Here is a 15,082-nt window from a genome sequence, read left to right as displayed (position 1 = left end):
GTGCGTCAGCACCAGCGCCCAGCCTGCGCTGGGCACTTGGCGCCGTCTCAACAGTCACTTCATCGGTCGGTCCGCGCAGCATTGACTCCGGCAGCAATGAGCACGATCGAGATCGATCCAGCGCGTCACCAGTTGTTACTACTTGGCCCAACGAGAGGATGTGGTTCGCCGGTCAGTGCGGCCAGCGCGGCGGCGACTTCAGCGAGGTCCGCCCGGACGTAGGTCGACGTCGTCCCGGCGTCGCTCTTGCCGTCGTGCCCGGCGTAGGCGCGAGCAACGGCGTAGCCGAAGTTCCGTTCGACCCAGGTCAAGGTGGTGTGCCGGAGCCAGTGGGTGCTGACTTGCTGGGTGGCGACCCACGGGAGCTGTTTCCCGATGCGTTGCCACAGATGGTCGTAGCGCCTCGCGGTGATCGGCTGCCCGTTGCGGTAGCGCAGAAGTTGCGCTGACGGGTCTCCGTCTCCTCGCTGTTCCTGGTGGTTGATCAGGTGGCGCATCAACGTGGGCGAGACCGGTTGCCAGCGCACGGTTTCGCCCTTCTCCCGCAGCCGGACGAGGCACTGCTCCGGATCGAGATCTTGCGGCCGGAGCGCGAGAGCACCACCGCGGCGGCACGCGGTCTCGGTGTGCAGTCGCAGGATGAGGGTGTCGAGTTCGGGATCGTTGCCGGTAGTTCCCGCAGCGTGGTTGATCTCGGCCAGTCGCGCGTCCGGGATGGCTCGCCGGGTGCTGGCCAGCCTTCTCGGTTTGGCGACCCGCTTGGCGGGATTGTCGTTCTCGCTCAGCAGTTCGTCGGCGATGGCGTGCTGGTACAAGCAGCGCAGGGCGGCGATCAGGTGCTCGGCCGCGGTGCGTCCGCCTCGTGAGTTCTTGCGGACCACGACCCGGTGTCGGACGTCTTCGGCGAGTTGCTTGATCTCCAGCGGCGTGGGCTCGTCGATGCGTCTGTCTCCCCACACCTGGACTACCCGTCGCCAGTACGTGCTGTAGACGCGACGAGTTCCGGCCGGAACGGCGTCGGATACGCGAGTGACGTAGTCGCGAATCAGCGGCAGTGCCTCACGGGCGGCGGAGGGCGCGGCAAGAAGTTCTTCGGGCTTTACTCCGAGCCGAGCGAGTAGAAGGCGGGCTGCACTGATCTCCGCGTCATTCATCGCGCATCCTGATGGCGCAGAGCCCTGTGGTAGGCCAGCAAGCTGGCTTCAACGGACGAGTGCGGATAGACGGCCAGGAGGTCGCGGTCCGGTGATGCCGCAACGAGCAGACGGGCGCCGGTGTCGAGGCGGCAGACATGGCGCACTCGCGCGGGCAGTCGAAGGTGTCCTTGACTGGTAACGGCATCCGGTCCGGCTGACCGTGTGGCAACAATGGCCGCACGGCCCACAGTCGTGATGGTGATCGCGCAGTCTGGCGTCCAGCCGAGGATGCGCAACGGCGACTGATCTGCCAGTCGCCCACGACTGTCGATCGTCGTCACGACGAAGTAGAGCGTGCTGCTTTGCACAGGTTCGAGCAGCGTCGCGACGGGAAGACTCTTGGTTTGCTGACGTGTCTGGGGCGTGCCAGCCGACAGAGTGGACAGAATGTGGTCCTCGATGGACAGCGGTTCCTCATCGTTCGCGCGCATCATGAATCCCTCGTGGACGGTTGGGCAGCCCTGGCATCACGGTCGGCGGAAGCTCGTAGGCGGCAACGGCGGTGTCCTGCATCGCTGAGCCCGTCCACGACTCGGTGGATGCGGCTCGCGGTCCCCTGCGCGCCGGTCGTCTCGGCACGGCGGGGACTCAATGGAACGCGGGTCGAGAGGGGCACCTACCGACGTGACCTGCGCGCCGTGTTGGTCGGCGGCCACGTCCTCGTCGCCAGAATCAGGTATCGTCCTGCACCTATGTGACCGTCGGTCGCTCCACGACCGAACGAGTGCCGGAGCCTAGTCCGACCCTGAGAACCAAAATATCCTCGTGCGCTATGACCCAGGCGGGCACGCCGCGGTCGCGGAGCTTGCGCACGTAGTCCAGTTGGAAGAACGATGAGCGCGGGACGAGTTTGCCGTCACGCAGCCCCGCCAACAACCCAACGCAGCGTTGGACGGGGTCGAGTCCGGCGTTGATCGCGGCGTCCAGCGTGAGTGACGGGAAGTCGATGAGTCTGCCGTCGACGCGGAACGGGCGGGTGGTGATCGCGACGACTCCGCCGGGGCGCAGCAGCGGGAGCGCGCGGCGCAGGATGTCGGTGAACCCGCGCAACAACATGGGCAGGCTGCGGTGCGCGAGGTTCGCGCGGTCGCGGCCGTAGCGGTTGTCGTGCTTGCGCACCGGGCGGTGTCCGGGGGCGTGGACCTGGCCGTGGACGCTGGCCCCATACGGCGGCGAGGTCATCAGCAGCCCGACGCGCCCGGCGTGGCGGTCGGCGAGGTCGGGCAGGACCTGGCGGGCGTCGCCGACGTGCACCTCACCCTGCCCGGTCGCCTCCTGCAGGGCGGCGAGCGTGAGGTTGGCTTCGGTGACGTTCGCCCACCGGTTTTCGTATTCGATGCCGAGGGCGTCGCGGCCTTTGTGGACGGCTTCGACCAGGGTGGTGCCGACCCCGCACATGGGGTCGAGGACGAGGTCGCCGGGCGCGGTGAAGGTGTCGATGGCGTGGCGGACAATCGCGGGCAGCATCTTCGCCGGGTGCGCCGTGCTCTCGGCGATGTAGCGGGTGCCGCGCTGAGTGCGCGGCGCCTGCTGCGCGGTCGGCCACACGGTCACCGGTAGCTCGACCAACGCGTCGCTGCCGCGGGTCAGCGCCTGCTGCGGAATGTGGTGGGTACTCATCAGGCGGCACCTCCGAAGTAGCTGTGGAACACCAGCAGGTCCGTGTGCGCCTCGGTGTGCACTGCGTCGGCGGGCAGGGTGACCGAGGCCGGTGGACTCGAGATGAGAAGCCGGTCGCCCTGGATGTGGGCGAGCACGGCGATGATGTGCTGCAGGTAGCTCAGCCCGGCGTTGGTCGCGGCGGTCACCACCGCCCCGGCGTGGTCGGCGAACCGGCCCGCCCCGGCCGGGTTGCGGGTGGCCACGACGAGCACACCGCCGGGCGCCAGCCAGCGCGCCCAGGTGGTGTAGGGCTGGCCGTCGGTGTCGATCCACGGGGCGGGCAACTCGGCGGCCAGCAGCAGGTCCATCGAGCCGGATTCCGGGGTGCGTGCCCCACCGCCGACCGGGTCGCGGCGGCCACCAACGGTGACGGTCTCCGGGTCGACGCAGAGGACTCGGCGGTCGCTGACGGTGTCGGCGACCGCGGCGATCCGGGCGGCGTCCGGACCGGTCACCGCGACCGTGTTCCCGCGGCGGGTGAAGGCGGTCACGGCTTGGGTGACGAGGCTGCGGGTGAGGCCCTCGATCAGCGGTGGCAGGCCGTGCTCATCGGCCGGCGCGGGTGCGCACAACCAAATTCCCAGCGGCACGGTAGCGCTTTTCCGTGGCCGTGGTTGCGGGTGTTCTTCGATTTCTGGTGCGGATTCCGGTGGGAGGGGAACAACGCTCATCGTGAGTGTCCTCGCAATTCGCGGTTGCGGGCTCTGACACTGCTCTAAAGCGCGGTGTTGCGCCGGATTTTGCAGACGAGTTTGAACTTTTTTTCCGGACGGCCCGACGCGTCCTGCTCGGAGAAGGTGCCGCTGTGGGCGCGACGCCTGTCCCGGGCGTCGCAGTGCCCCTGGCGACCGCGCTGGCGATTACAACCGCGTGTGGCGCGCATCGGCCAGGAGTGCCTGCGCCCGCGCCCGGCAGCAGGCGCGGTCAGCGGGGCGGGCACGGCCCCGGTCGAGTCTTCGCGCTGCGCGCCGCGGATGGCCAGCGCGCGCCGAGGGACCGGGTCGGTCACGGCGGCGGATTCACCGCGAAGCTCGCTTCCGGTGCCCGAGTGCTCGCGGTCCGGCGCCGCACGGGGCCACCGGACCAGCGTCGCCGGACGCACGGGTCGAGACCGACCGAGCCACCGTCGCGAGCGCGTCGTCTGCGGTGCGCGGTGCCCGGCGCGCGAGCGTCATCGGACCGCGATACGCGCCGCTCGTGCTCCCCGCGCCCGTGCCGTCGCTACGGTCGAGCCACCGCGCACTTCGGGGGCTGACAGGGAGGCGGACCGACTCCGGTGTCCGCTCACATCCGCCGCGCGAGCCGTGGCATGGCCCGCCCCGCGAACACCCCGCCTCGTGTCCACCCGAGCGCCGCTGGAGCTATTACCCGGCTCCACCGCGAGCGCCACCGACGTGGCCACGGGCCGTGTCGGGGCGGGCCGCTCACGGCGGCGTTCACCATCCCCGAGTCTGGCCTTCCGCGGCCCGCTTCGGCACGGTCTGCTCTTCGTGCTGCCTGCGTAAGCAACCGGCCTGCAAGCGGCTCCACAACCGGGTGGTCAAGATTTTTCGGAGCACTTCCGGCGAGAGCGGTGACCGCTCGACAAGCCCCTTGCGGTTTCCTTGCACCACAGGTCAAGCGGTACGCGAGTCCGATCGGCAACCGGTGTTGAGCGATCGGGGTGATCCCTTGCGGTTTCCTTGCACTCCGGTTTTCAAGATCAACGTGGAAGGAAAGCGCAAGCGGTCTCCGGCGGCATGGACGGCATCAATTGACCACGCCGATCCGCCCAGTTGTTTCCCGCGGATCGGCTCGCACAAGGGAGTCCTGCGATGCCGTCCATGCACCCGGGTGCCCACCGCCCGCAACCATCCCGTGCCCGCCACCGCGATCGGGACACCAGCGCCGAGTCGGTGGAGTCCGTCTCGGCGATGGACGCCGCGGAGTCGGCGTTCCGTCTGTTGTGCACCGGCCCGGAGCCACTCGCCGTCGACTGTGCGCGGATCGGGCACAAGCTGCCGCGGCGGCGCGTGCCGTTGGTCGAGTTGCGCGACGTACTGCTGGATCGGGCGACCACCGAGGCCGCCCGGGAGGCGGTGTGGCGGCAGTTGGTGATCGCCGCGCAGACCTCCGATCCGGCGTGGGTGCTCGGCGCGGTCGGCGTCGCGCTGCCCGGGTTGCGCAAGGCGGCCGGCGAGCTGGCGACCGGTTACACCGGCGACGTCGAGGACATCGACGCCGAGATCCTGGCGGGGTTCACCACCCGGCTGAAGGAGATCGATCCGGACGCGGGATCGCTGGGGCCCCGGTTGGTGTGGGCGGCCCAGCGCGCCGGGGCGAAGTTGCGGGCGGCGGAGTGGGACTACGCCGCCCGCACGGTGCCCCGCTGGGAGTCCTTCGAGCCACGCCAGCCCGACCAGGGCCACCCCGAACTGGTGCTCGCCGAGGCTGTGCGCGAGGGCGTGCTCACCGAGGCCGAAGCTTCCCTGATCGCGGACACCCGGCTGGATGACATACACCTGTACGAGGCCGCCGAAAAGCTGGGCGACTCGTATTTCCGCGTACTTCGCGCCCGGGAAAAAGCCGAGGCGGCGCTCATTTCCTGGCTCGGTGCCGAGCGCCCACCAAAAAAGTCGAAATCCGTCTGCAAAAAGTCGGCCTGAACCCCGCTTTAGAGCGGTGTGAGGGGAATCAGGTCGAGAACCGGGCACACGCGCACCACGGCAGGCGCCCGCCACCGCCGCACCTACCGGGCACACCGGGCCGCGCCGCGGGTGACCGGTTCCCTGATTTCCGTCACCTCCGCCTGGTCCACCCGCCACCGGTGTCCTCGGGAGGGATCCTGGATGTTGCTGCGATCACCGCGCCGCCCGCGCGGCACACGTTCGCGAACGCTACACAACGTCGGCCTGCTCGGCGCCGTCGTGGGGGTGCTCCTGCTCGTCGCCGTCACGCCCGCGTCGGCCGACACGCTCGTCCTCGCCGCGCCGCCTGGATCGCTCGGGGAGGTCATCGACAAGCTGCGCAACTTCTTGATCGGTCTCGCGGCTGGTCTGGCCACGTTGTTCTTGACGATCGGCGGCGTCCGCTACCTGACCGCGGACGGGGACGCCGGCGAGGTCGAGCGAGCGAAGAAGAGCATGCGCAACGCCGCGATCGGCTACGGCGTGGCGATGCTCGCGCCGATCATCGCGGCCATTCTGCAGAGCTTGGTGAGCTGAGCGATGCCGACCTCCTCCACACCGGCTACCAACGCGTCACTGTCCCGTGTGCGGCGAGGCGCCGCGCGACTGCGACTCGCCGTTCTGGCGGGGTTGGTATGCGCGTTCGTCGCAGCGCTATTGGGTGCCGCGGCCGGGCAAGCGCACGCGCAGCCTCCGGTGCTGCCCCTGCCGCCCGTGGCCACCCCCGGCCCGGAGGCTCCGCTCCCGTCCCCTCCGCCCGCACCGACCCCGTTTCCGTCGGCGGTGAACCCGTCGGTTCCGCTGCCGCTGCCGCCGGTTTCGGACTGGCCGAGCGAGCTTCCGCCACCGCCGAACCCGGGCGGGGCGCCGCCGACGTGGAACCCGCCGATCCTGCCGCCGTCGAGTTCGGTGCAGCCGCCGCCGATCGTGGTCGACCCGAACCAGCCGGTGGCGCCGCCACCGGCGCCACAGCAGCAGGGGCCGCAGCCGCAGTCCGGGTCCACCGACTGCGGGTGGCTGGACGTCGTGTGCAAGGCCGGGCAGGCGATCAACACGTGGTTCACCACCCTGGCCACCTCGGCGATGGACCCGGTGCTCGACCTAGTCGGCCGGACCTCGATGACCACCCCCGATTTGGCCGGCAACCCGCAGATCTCACAGCTGTGGGACATCACCCGCTGGGTGGCGAACTCGCTGTTCATCGTGTTCGTGATCGTCGGCGGGATCGTGGTCGCCTCGCATGAGACGTTGCAGACCCGGGTGACGGTGAAGGAGACGTTGCCGCGGATCGTGGTCGGCTTCATCGCCGTCAACGCGAGCCTGTCGCTGATCGGACTCGCGATCAGCTTCGTCAACGGGATCGCCACCGGGATCCTGGCCGGCGACTCGTCCGGCGGCATCACCACCGGGGTGAAAGACGAGATCCACCGGCAGCTCGACCAGGGCGGGATCTTCATGATCCTGGTCGCCCTCGTCGTCCTGATCCTGGCTGTCGTGTTGTTGGCGCTGTATGTGCTGCGGCTGACGATCACGATCGTCATCGTGGTCGCGGGGCCACTCGCGTTGGTCTGTCACGCCTCCCCGTACACCGAGGGCATCGCGAAGCTCTGGTGGCGCGCGCTGTTCGGCGTCCTGGCTATCCAGATCCTGCAAGCGATCACGCTGATCGTGTTCGTGAAGGTGTTCTTCGTCCAGGGCACCTCCGGCCCCGGCTCCAGCCAACTGCTCGGCGTGTCGGGAGGGCTGATGAACCTGGTCATCTCGGTCGTGCTGCTGTTCATCCTGATCAAAATCCCGTCCTGGGTGATGCAGCAGGTCGGCCTCGGCGGGCGCTCGCAGGTCGCCTCGATTGTCAAGTACGCGCTGCTGGCCAAGGGCCTCGGGATGCTCGGCGTCGGCAAGGGCGCCGGTGCCGCCGCGACCCGCAGGAGCGGTCGCCGCGGTTCCGGTGGCGCATCGGCACGGCCGCGGGGTCGTGGCCCGACCGGTGGCCCGCGTCCGGGCGGTGCGGCGCCCCGTCGCCGGCCAGGTGCGGCAGTCGGCGCGGGTGCGCATTGGATGGCCCACGGTGCCGCACGGGCGGCGCGGGAGCGGGCTGCCCGCGCGTGGGCCGCACCTGCCCGCATGGCCCGCGACGCGCGCGCCGCCACCCGCGAACACAAGCAGCCACTGGGCGATGGCGGGTTCACTCCGGCGTCCGGGGCGTACGTGCCCGCTCCGATGTCGACCACGCCGTCCGCGGCGAGCGTGGCGCCGCCGATCGAGTCCACCCGCTGGGGCTCGCCCGACGCCCGGCGCCGTTCCACCACCGCGGGAGCGCGGTCTGCGGGGTCGTCGCGGGCGCCGCGCCCGGCGACCGCGAGCCAAGCCCGCGACCGGACCACGCCCCGCAGCACGGGCGCGGCCCCGGCGGCTCGCCGGAGTTCCTCGCCGTCTACCCCGAGCGCGACAGGCCGCGGCGCACGCGCGGGCAACGGCACGGCACGGCAACAGCCGGGCGCGCCGCGTGCCGGAGCGGCGAAACCACAACCACGCAACCCGAAGAAAGGGGGCCGCTGATGCGCAGCGATGACGAGGTCCCGATGTCGGCACGGGTGCCCGCCGATGTCGAGAAGCCAGACAAGATCGTGTTCGGGCTGACGGCGCGGCAGGCCGGGATCCTCGGCGCGACCGGACTACTGCTGTGGGGGCTGTACCAGTCCGCGCGGAGCCTTGTGTCGCCGGTGGTGTTCGCTGTGGTGGCGATCCCGATCGCCGGGCTGGCGTTTGCTCTGGTGACCGTGCGCCGGGACGGGCTCACGTTGGATGCGTGGCTGTTGGCCGCGCTCAGGCAGCGGCGCAGTCCGAAGCGGCTGGTGCCTGCCGACAGCGTGCGCGGCGGCACCGTGCCCGACGCGCCCGCCTGGGTTGCGGCGAACGCCGGGCCGCTGCCCGCGCCGCTGCGGCTTCCCGCGGAGGCGATCTCGATCGACGGCGCGATCGACCTCGGTCCGCAGCATGGCACCGCGCACGCCGCGGCCTGCTCCACGGTGAACTTCGGGCTGCGCACCGCCGGGGAGCAGAACGCGCTCATCGGCGGGTTCTCCCGCTGGCTGCACTCGTTGTCGGGTCCGGTCCAGATCGTGGTCCGCGCCCAACGCCTCGACCTCGACCCGTATCTCGATGTGCTCGCCGACGGGGCCGGCGGACTTCCGCACCCCGCGCTGGAAGCGGCGTGCCTGGGGCACGTGGACTTCCTGCGCGATCTGTCGGCCAGCCGGGATCTGTTGCGCCGCCACGTCACGGTCGTCCTCCGGCACCCCGCCACCGGACGGCACGGCCGCGACACCAGCGCGGCGCACACCGTAGCGCGGCGCGCGCAGGAAGCAGCCCGCGCGTTGCGGGGCTGCGAGGTCGTGGTCGCCCCGCTCGACGGTGCCCAGGCCCATGCCGTGCTCGCCGCTGCCGCCGACCCCAACGGCGGGCCGCAGGCCACCCGCGCGGGCACCGCCTCCGGCGTGGTCACCGCCGACCCCGCCCTGCTGCGCCCCGCCGACACCGATACCGCCGCGGATGTGGCCGAGGACGTGGAGGTCTGAACCGATGAATGCACCGAGCACCGGCGGCCTCCTGCGCCGCGCCGCGCGCCGCATCCTTGGCCGCGCTCCCTCGTCCGGGTCGGTCGGGACCGGGGCGGGCGCGGTGGCGGGGCCGGACGCGGTCGAGGTCGGGCCGCGGTGGCTGCGGGTCGGGGACGGCTACACCGCCACCCTCGCCATCACCGGCTACCCCGCGGAGGTCGGCGCCGGGTGGCTCGAGCCTCTCCTGTCCTACCCAGGCCGGTTGGATGTCGCGCTGCACATCGACCCGCTCCATCCCGCGACCGCGGCGAAAAGGTTGCGCACGCAGCAGGGCCGCCTGGAGTCCACGCGCCGCTCCGCGGCACGGGACGGCAAGCTGGACGACCCGGAGACCGAAGCCGCCGCCGCGGACGCCGCGGACATGGCCCTCGCCCTCGCCCGCGGCGAGTCGAAACTGTTCCGCGTCGGGCTGTATCTGACAGTGCACGCCCCCACGCGCGAGGACCTCGACGCCGACATCGCGGAAGTCCGGTCGCTCGCGTCCTCGCTGCTGCTGGACGCGCAACCGGCGGCGTGGCGGTCGGTGCAGGGCTGGACTTCCACCCTGCCGCTTGGGGTGGATCTGCTGGGGGTGCGCCGCACTCTCGACACCCCCGCCCTCGCGGCGAGCTTTCCGTTCACGTCACCGGATTTGCCTGCCGTGGATCCGTCGCCGCACGCTCCGCTCACCGGCCGTCTGTACGGCGTCAACGCGTCGAGCAATGGGTTGGTGTTGTGGGACCGGTGGGGTCAGGACAACTACAACTCCGTCACCCTGGCCCGTTCCGGCGCGGGGAAGTCGTACTTCACCAAACTTGAAGCCCTGCGCAGCCTGTACCCGGATCCGCATCGGCCTACGCCGGAGGGCGAGGTTGGGGTGCAGGTGTTCGTCATCGACCCCGAAGACGAATACCAGCGCCTGACTGAGGCGGTCGGCGGCACCTATCTCCACCTCGGCGCGCCCGGCGTGCGGCTGAATCCGTTGGACCTTCCCCCTGGGGCGCAGCGGATCCCGGATGCGTTGACCCGCCGGTCGCTGTTCATCCACACGCTGCTCGCCGTCATGCTCGGCGAGCCGCTGTCGCCGCAGGAGCGCGCGGTGCTCGACCGCGCGGTCACCGCGACCTACGCCCGGGTCGGCATCACCGCCGACCGCCGCACCTGGACGCGCCCGGCGCCGCTGCTGGCCGACCTCGCCGATGCCCTCGACGACGACAGCACCGAGACCGGCGACCCGGCCGGAACCGATCTCGCGGCGCGGCTCACACCGTATGTGTCGGGCTCGTTCTCCGGCCTGTTCGACGGCCCAACGACGCGTTCGCCGGATGGGCATCTGGTGGCGATCTCGTTGCGGGACTTGCCCGACGAGCTGAAGTCGGTCGGCACCTTGATCGCGCTGGATGCGGTGTGGCGGCGCGTGCTCGATCCGCACCGCCGGCGCCGCCGCCTGGTTGTGGTGGACGAGGCGTGGCTGCTGATGCACCAGCCCGAAGCCGCGAAGTTCCTGTACCGGCTGGCGAAGTCGGCGCGCAAGTACTGGGCCGGGTTGGCGTTCGTCTCCCAGGACGCCGGAGATGTCCTCTCCAGTGACTTGGGCAAGGCGATCGTGTCGAACGCCTCGACGCAAGTCCTGTTGCGACAGTCCACTCAGGCGATCGACACCATCGCCGACGCCTTCCGCCTCTCTGAGGGGGAACGCGCTTATCTGCTCGCCGCCGGGCCGGGCGAAGCGCTCTTGCTCGCGGGCACCAGTCGGGTTGCCTTCCACGCCTTGGCTTCCGACGAAGAAGACACCTTGATCACGACCGACCCCCAGGCCCTGGCCGGACTGGACGCTGGCGAGGAGGACGACCTCGAACCATGAGCACACCCTCGAACACTTTCGCCTCGATCACCAACCCTACGTCCGGGATCGCCGACGCGCCCACCGCGGCCTGGGAACGTGCCTGCACCTGGCTACAGCAGCATCTCGTGCTGCTGATCGTGCTCGCCGTTCTCGCCGCCGCCTGCCTCGCCGTGCTGGCGAAGCTGCGGTGTGCGGCGCGGCGCCGGTGGTATGCGGGGGCGCGGGTGGTGACCGTGCTGCCCCCGGCGGGACTCGACCCCGCCGCGGCGGTGGCCGGGGCGCGGCGGTTGTGGTGGGACCTGCCCAGCCTGGCCCCACCGCGCTGGAAACGGCTCGTGGCCGGGGTGCCGCACCTGGCCGTCGAGTACCACCTGGCCGCGGGCGAGGATCTCGCCGTGCGGTTGTGGCTGCCGGGGCCGGTGCCGACGGCCCGGATCGACGCGGCGCTGCGCGCCGCGTGGCCCGGCACCCTCGTCCTCGACCACACCCGAACCACGCCCCAGCAAAACGACGAGTCGGCGGCTGCGGGTAAGGCGGGGCTGGTGGTGACTGGGGGCACTGTGCGGCCGGAACGGCCCGAGCATCTGCCGCTGCGCGTCCCCGACGCGCGCGACGAGTCGCTCGATCCGTTGCGGGCGCTGGAAGCCGTGTCCGGGCAGCTCGCCGAGGGCGAGTCGGCGGTGGTGCAGATCCTGGCCCGGCCCGCGGTCGGACGCCGGTTGCGCCGCTACCGGCGCACGGTCGACCGAATGCACTCTGGCCGGCCGGGACGCCGCTCGGCGCTGGCCAGCTTCGTGTCGGTGCTGGTGCGCGAGGTGATGGAGATCGTCACCGGCAGCACGTCCACCGCGACCACCCACGGCACCAGCGAGCAGGCGCCGCGGCGGCTGGACCCGCAGCAGACCGAGGAACTACGCGAGATCCGAGCGAAAAAGCAACAGCCGCAGTGGGAAGTGGCGCTGCGCTACTACGCCGCCACCACGCATCACGGGCCGCAGGCCGCCGAACGGGTCCGCGGGATCGCCGACGCGCTCTTCGGCGCGTTCGCGCTGCTGGCCGGGCGTAACGCGCTGGCCCGCCACCGCCTGCCCAAACCCCGGGTCGTGATCGCGGCGCGGCGGCTGCGCCGCGGGGCGCTGCTGTCGGCCGGGGAACTGGCGGCGCTGGCGCACCTGCCCGCCCGCACCGAAGCGCTGGCCAGCGGCCAGGCCCGCAGCGTGCCCGCACCCCCGCACACCACCCGCCGCCTCTGACTGCCCAGCAAAAAAGGCTCTGTTGATCTATGTGTGGGCCCGGTTTGGCCTGGTAGAAGGGGCACGTCGTTGCTGGGTCTAGGTTTCTGAGCTGTCGAGGAACAGAAACGAATAGTCGGAGAACGACGTGCCCTCTGCCAGGGTATGGGGTCGGCTGCTGAGTGTGCATCCCGCGGTCGTGGAATCGGTGGTGTTCGACGAGGCCGAGCAGGTGCTGGTGGCCCGGGTGCGGTTGCGGCGCCGGGACCGGAACCGGTGTGGGGTGTGCCGCCGGCGCTGCCCGCGCTATGACGCGGGGCGGGGCCGACGACGGTGGCGTGCCCTGGATCTGGGCACCGTGCAGGCGTTTGTCGAGGCTGACGCGCCGCGGGTGCGGTGCCGCGCGCACGGTGTTGTGGTCGCGGCGGTGCCGTGGGCTCGTCATGGTGCCGGGCATACTCGCGCCTTCGATGACACCGTGGCGTGGTTGGCGACCCAGTCGTCGAGGACCTCGGTGCGGCAGCTGACGCGCCCCGACCGTGGGGGCGATCATCACCCGGGTCCGTGCCGATATCGACGCCCAGGTTGATCGGCTGGCCGGGCTGCGCCGGATCGGGATCGACGAGATCAGTTACAAGAAGAATCACCGGTATCTCACGGTGGTGGTGGATCACGACACCGGCAGGCTGGTATGGGCAGCGCCGGGCAACGACAAAGCCACGCTGGCCGCGTTCTTCGAGTTGCTCGGACCGGACCGCTGCGCCCGGATTACCCATGTGTCAGCGGATGCAGCCGCGTGGATCGCCCACACCGTGGCCCAGTACTGCCCGGACGCCATCCGGTGCGCTGACCCATTCCATGTGGTCGTGTGGGCCACCGACGCCTTGGACAAGGTGCGGCGCCAGGCGTGGAATACCGCGCGCCGCCAACCCGGCGGCAGCAGCAAGGACCGGCGCGGCCGCACCGCCTCGGCCGGTGCCGCACAAACCATGAAACGAGCACGGTGGGCTCTGTGGAAGAACCCGGAAAACCTCACCGATCACCAACGCCACAAGCTTGCCTGGATCGCGAAAACGGATTCTCGCCTTTACCGTGCTTACCTGCTCAAAGAAGGACTCCGGCACGTCTTCGCAGTGGGCGGGGAAGCCGGTAAGGAAGCGTTGCAACGCTGGCTGTCCTGGGCCGCACGATGCCGGATACCCGAGTTCACAAAACTCGCGCGAACCACCCGATCCGAACTCGCTGCCATCCATGCGACTCTCGACCACGGCCTGTCGCACGCGCTGATCGAGTCAACCAACACCAAGATCCGCCTACTGACGAGGCTGGCTTTCGGGTTCAAACACCCCGACGCCCTCATCGCCCTCGCGCTCCTCGCCCTCGGCGGCTACCGCCCCGAACTACCCGACCGCACCCACACATAGATCAACAGAGCCAAAAAAAAAAGGGGGTTGTCATTGCCCGCCAACACAAAGCCCGCATCCACGGCCCGACGCACGGACTCCGCAGCGGTAGCTGGCCCGGCGCGGCTCACGCTGCGCCCGGCCAACGACCGCCGCCGCCGGACACCGAAATCGCTCGGGATCACCGACGCCGGACCGGCCCGCCAAGTCGTGCTCCCCGTGGTCGACGCCCGCCACCACCTCCACATCACCGGTACGACCGGGAAAGGTAAGTCGACCGAGCTGCTGCACCTTGCGCTCGCCGACATCGAGGCCGGACGCGGAGTCGCTGTCATCGAGCCCCGCGGCGACCTCATCCGGGACCTGCTCGACCGGATGCCCAAAGACGCCGGCGAGCGACTCGTGCTCATCGACCCCGACGAAGAACTCGCTCCCGCGGCGCTGAACGTGCTCGACCCGGCCGGACTCGGCGGCGAGACCGTCGCCGAGCACCTCGTGTCCACGCTGCACCGCATCTACTCCTCCTGGTGGGGACCGCGCGTCGAAGACACCCTGCGCGCCGCGGCCTACACCCTCACCGGGCGGCCCGGCTCCACCCTGGCCGACATTCCGTTGCTGCTCACCAATTCCCGCTTCCGCACAGAGGCCACCCGCCGCATCCGGCGCGAAGACCCCACCGGGATCGGGGCGTTCTGGAGCGCCTACGACAAGCTCACGCCCTCGGCCGCGGCCCAGCAGGCCGGGCCGGTGCTGTCCAAGCTCCGCGCGGTCACAGCCCGCAGGTTCGTCGCCGACCTCTACGGCACCGCCACCTCCAGCTTCGACCCGGCCGACGTGCTCGACGGCGGCATCCTGCTCGCCCGCCTCCCCAAAGGCGAACTCGGCGAAGATTCCGCGCGGCTGGTCGGGTCGTTGCTGGTGGCTTCGCTGTGGCAGGCCGCGATCGGCCGCTCGCACCAACCCGAGCACACCCGCGCCGACGCCACCATCCTGATCGATGAGGCGCAGAACTTCCTGAACCTGCCCACCCCGCTCGGGGACGCGCTGGCCGAGTCCCGCGGCTACCACGTCGGCTGGGTGCTCGCGCACCAGCACCTCGACCAGCTCACCCCGGCCCTGGCGAAAGCGCTGGACGCCAACGCCCGCAACAAGCTGTTCTTCGGCGTGAGCCCGGACGACGCCCGGCATTTGGCCGCGCACGTCGGCCCGCACCTCGACGCGGGCGATCTCACCCGGCTGGCCAAGTTCCAGGCCGCGTGCCGATTGTCGATCGACAACCGTGACACCACCGGCTTCACCCTGCGCACCCTGCCACCGCCGCCCGTGATCGACGGCCGGGCCGACGAGTTACGCGCCGCGGCCCGCGCGCACGGCATCGACCGGGCCTCTCGCGACCGTGCCCGCAGCCGCCGCACCTTCGCCACCCGCGCCCCACACGACGACACCGAGACCGATTTCGACAGTGACCTCGACTGACG

General features: G+C 70.7%; 12 protein-coding genes and 1 pseudogene. 8 read left to right on the top strand and 5 right to left on the bottom strand.

Annotated elements, in window-relative coordinates:
• Positions 1 to 125: 125 nt before the first annotated feature.
• The 5 genes from HFP15_RS03870 to HFP15_RS03850 form a co-directional block, all read right to left on the bottom strand.
• On the bottom strand, positions 126 to 1,154 hold the full coding sequence (locus HFP15_RS03870) for a tyrosine-type recombinase/integrase (protein ID WP_168511501.1): 1,029 nt from the start codon (positions 1,152 to 1,154) through the stop codon (positions 126 to 128).
• Entirely contained in the window at positions 1,151 to 1,630 is a 480-nt protein-coding gene (locus tag HFP15_RS03865) for a hypothetical protein (RefSeq protein WP_168511499.1), read from the bottom strand. The genes HFP15_RS03870 and HFP15_RS03865 overlap by 4 nt, the downstream gene beginning before the upstream one ends.
• Positions 1,631 to 1,886: 256 nt before the next feature.
• Positions 1,887 to 2,816 (bottom strand): TRM11 family SAM-dependent methyltransferase, encoded by a 930-nt coding sequence (locus tag HFP15_RS03860; protein WP_246271372.1) that lies wholly within the window; start codon positions 2,814 to 2,816, stop codon positions 1,887 to 1,889.
• Positions 2,816 to 3,448, bottom strand: coding sequence for a class I SAM-dependent methyltransferase (locus HFP15_RS03855; RefSeq protein WP_168511497.1), 633 nt, complete (start codon positions 3,446 to 3,448; stop codon positions 2,816 to 2,818). The genes HFP15_RS03860 and HFP15_RS03855 overlap by 1 nt, the downstream gene beginning before the upstream one ends.
• A gap of 125 nt (positions 3,449 to 3,573) precedes the next feature.
• Positions 3,574 to 3,867: a hypothetical protein gene (locus tag HFP15_RS03850; protein WP_168511495.1), complete on the bottom strand. Its 294-nt coding sequence runs from the start codon at positions 3,865 to 3,867 to the stop codon at positions 3,574 to 3,576.
• 805 nt (positions 3,868 to 4,672) lie between these two features.
• Between HFP15_RS03850 and HFP15_RS03845 the strand changes: the two genes are divergently transcribed.
• The 8 genes and pseudogenes from HFP15_RS03845 to HFP15_RS03805 all read left to right on the top strand — a co-directional run bounded on the left by HFP15_RS03845 (position 4,673) and on the right by HFP15_RS03805 (position 15,080).
• Positions 4,673 to 5,503 (top strand): hypothetical protein, encoded by an 831-nt coding sequence (locus HFP15_RS03845; RefSeq protein WP_246271371.1) that lies wholly within the window; start codon positions 4,673 to 4,675, stop codon positions 5,501 to 5,503.
• Positions 5,504 to 5,686: 183 nt separating this feature from the next.
• Positions 5,687 to 6,061 (top strand): pilin, encoded by a 375-nt coding sequence (locus HFP15_RS03840; RefSeq protein WP_246271370.1) that lies wholly within the window; start codon positions 5,687 to 5,689, stop codon positions 6,059 to 6,061.
• Between the two features lie 246 nt (positions 6,062 to 6,307).
• Positions 6,308 to 8,083 (top strand): TrbL/VirB6 family protein, encoded by a 1,776-nt coding sequence (locus HFP15_RS43370; RefSeq protein ID WP_210716712.1) that lies wholly within the window; start codon positions 6,308 to 6,310, stop codon positions 8,081 to 8,083.
• Entirely contained in the window at positions 8,083 to 9,102 is a 1,020-nt protein-coding gene (locus HFP15_RS03825; RefSeq protein WP_210716711.1) for a PrgI family protein, read from the top strand. The genes HFP15_RS43370 and HFP15_RS03825 overlap by 1 nt, the downstream gene beginning before the upstream one ends.
• Positions 9,103 to 9,106: 4 nt before the next feature.
• On the top strand, positions 9,107 to 10,987 hold the full coding sequence (locus HFP15_RS03820; protein ID WP_168511489.1) for a VirB4 family type IV secretion system protein: 1,881 nt from the start codon (positions 9,107 to 9,109) through the stop codon (positions 10,985 to 10,987).
• Positions 10,984 to 12,222 carry a hypothetical protein gene (locus HFP15_RS03815; RefSeq protein ID WP_168511487.1) on the top strand — a complete coding sequence of 413 codons (1,239 nt, stop codon included), beginning with the start codon at positions 10,984 to 10,986 and terminating at the stop codon, positions 12,220 to 12,222. The genes HFP15_RS03820 and HFP15_RS03815 overlap by 4 nt, the downstream gene beginning before the upstream one ends.
• Positions 12,223 to 12,349: 127 nt before the next feature.
• Positions 12,350 to 13,625: pseudogene (locus tag HFP15_RS03810) on the top strand (ISL3 family transposase).
• A gap of 33 nt (positions 13,626 to 13,658) precedes the next feature.
• Positions 13,659 to 15,080: a type IV secretory system conjugative DNA transfer family protein gene (locus HFP15_RS03805; protein ID WP_168511485.1), complete on the top strand. Its 1,422-nt coding sequence runs from the start codon at positions 13,659 to 13,661 to the stop codon at positions 15,078 to 15,080.
• Positions 15,081 to 15,082 lie beyond the last annotated feature (2 nt).

Origin of the sequence: Amycolatopsis acididurans, from assembly GCF_012328925.1 — a bacterium.
Lineage (GTDB): Bacteria > Actinomycetota > Actinomycetes > Mycobacteriales > Pseudonocardiaceae > Amycolatopsis_E > Amycolatopsis_E acididurans.
This window is presented reverse-complemented; position numbering and strand designations above follow the sequence as displayed.

Excerpts from the sequence above, each read along its gene's own strand:
- HFP15_RS03860 (WP_246271372.1), bottom strand. The coding sequence starts at position 2,816 with ATGAGTACCCACCACATTCCGCAGCAGGCGCTGACCCGCGGCAGCGAC.
- HFP15_RS03815 (WP_168511487.1), top strand. The coding sequence starts at position 10,984 with ATGAGCACACCCTCGAACACTTTCGCCTCGATCACCAACCCTACGTCC.
- HFP15_RS03820 (WP_168511489.1), top strand. The coding sequence starts at position 9,107 with ATGAATGCACCGAGCACCGGCGGCCTCCTGCGCCGCGCCGCGCGCCGC.
- HFP15_RS03870 (WP_168511501.1), bottom strand. The coding sequence starts at position 1,154 with ATGAATGACGCGGAGATCAGTGCAGCCCGCCTTCTACTCGCTCGGCTC.
- HFP15_RS03845 (WP_246271371.1), top strand. The coding sequence starts at position 4,673 with ATGCCGTCCATGCACCCGGGTGCCCACCGCCCGCAACCATCCCGTGCC.
- HFP15_RS03865 (WP_168511499.1), bottom strand. The coding sequence starts at position 1,630 with ATGATGCGCGCGAACGATGAGGAACCGCTGTCCATCGAGGACCACATT.
- HFP15_RS03825 (WP_210716711.1), top strand. The coding sequence starts at position 8,083 with ATGCGCAGCGATGACGAGGTCCCGATGTCGGCACGGGTGCCCGCCGAT.
- HFP15_RS03840 (WP_246271370.1), top strand. The coding sequence starts at position 5,687 with ATGTTGCTGCGATCACCGCGCCGCCCGCGCGGCACACGTTCGCGAACG.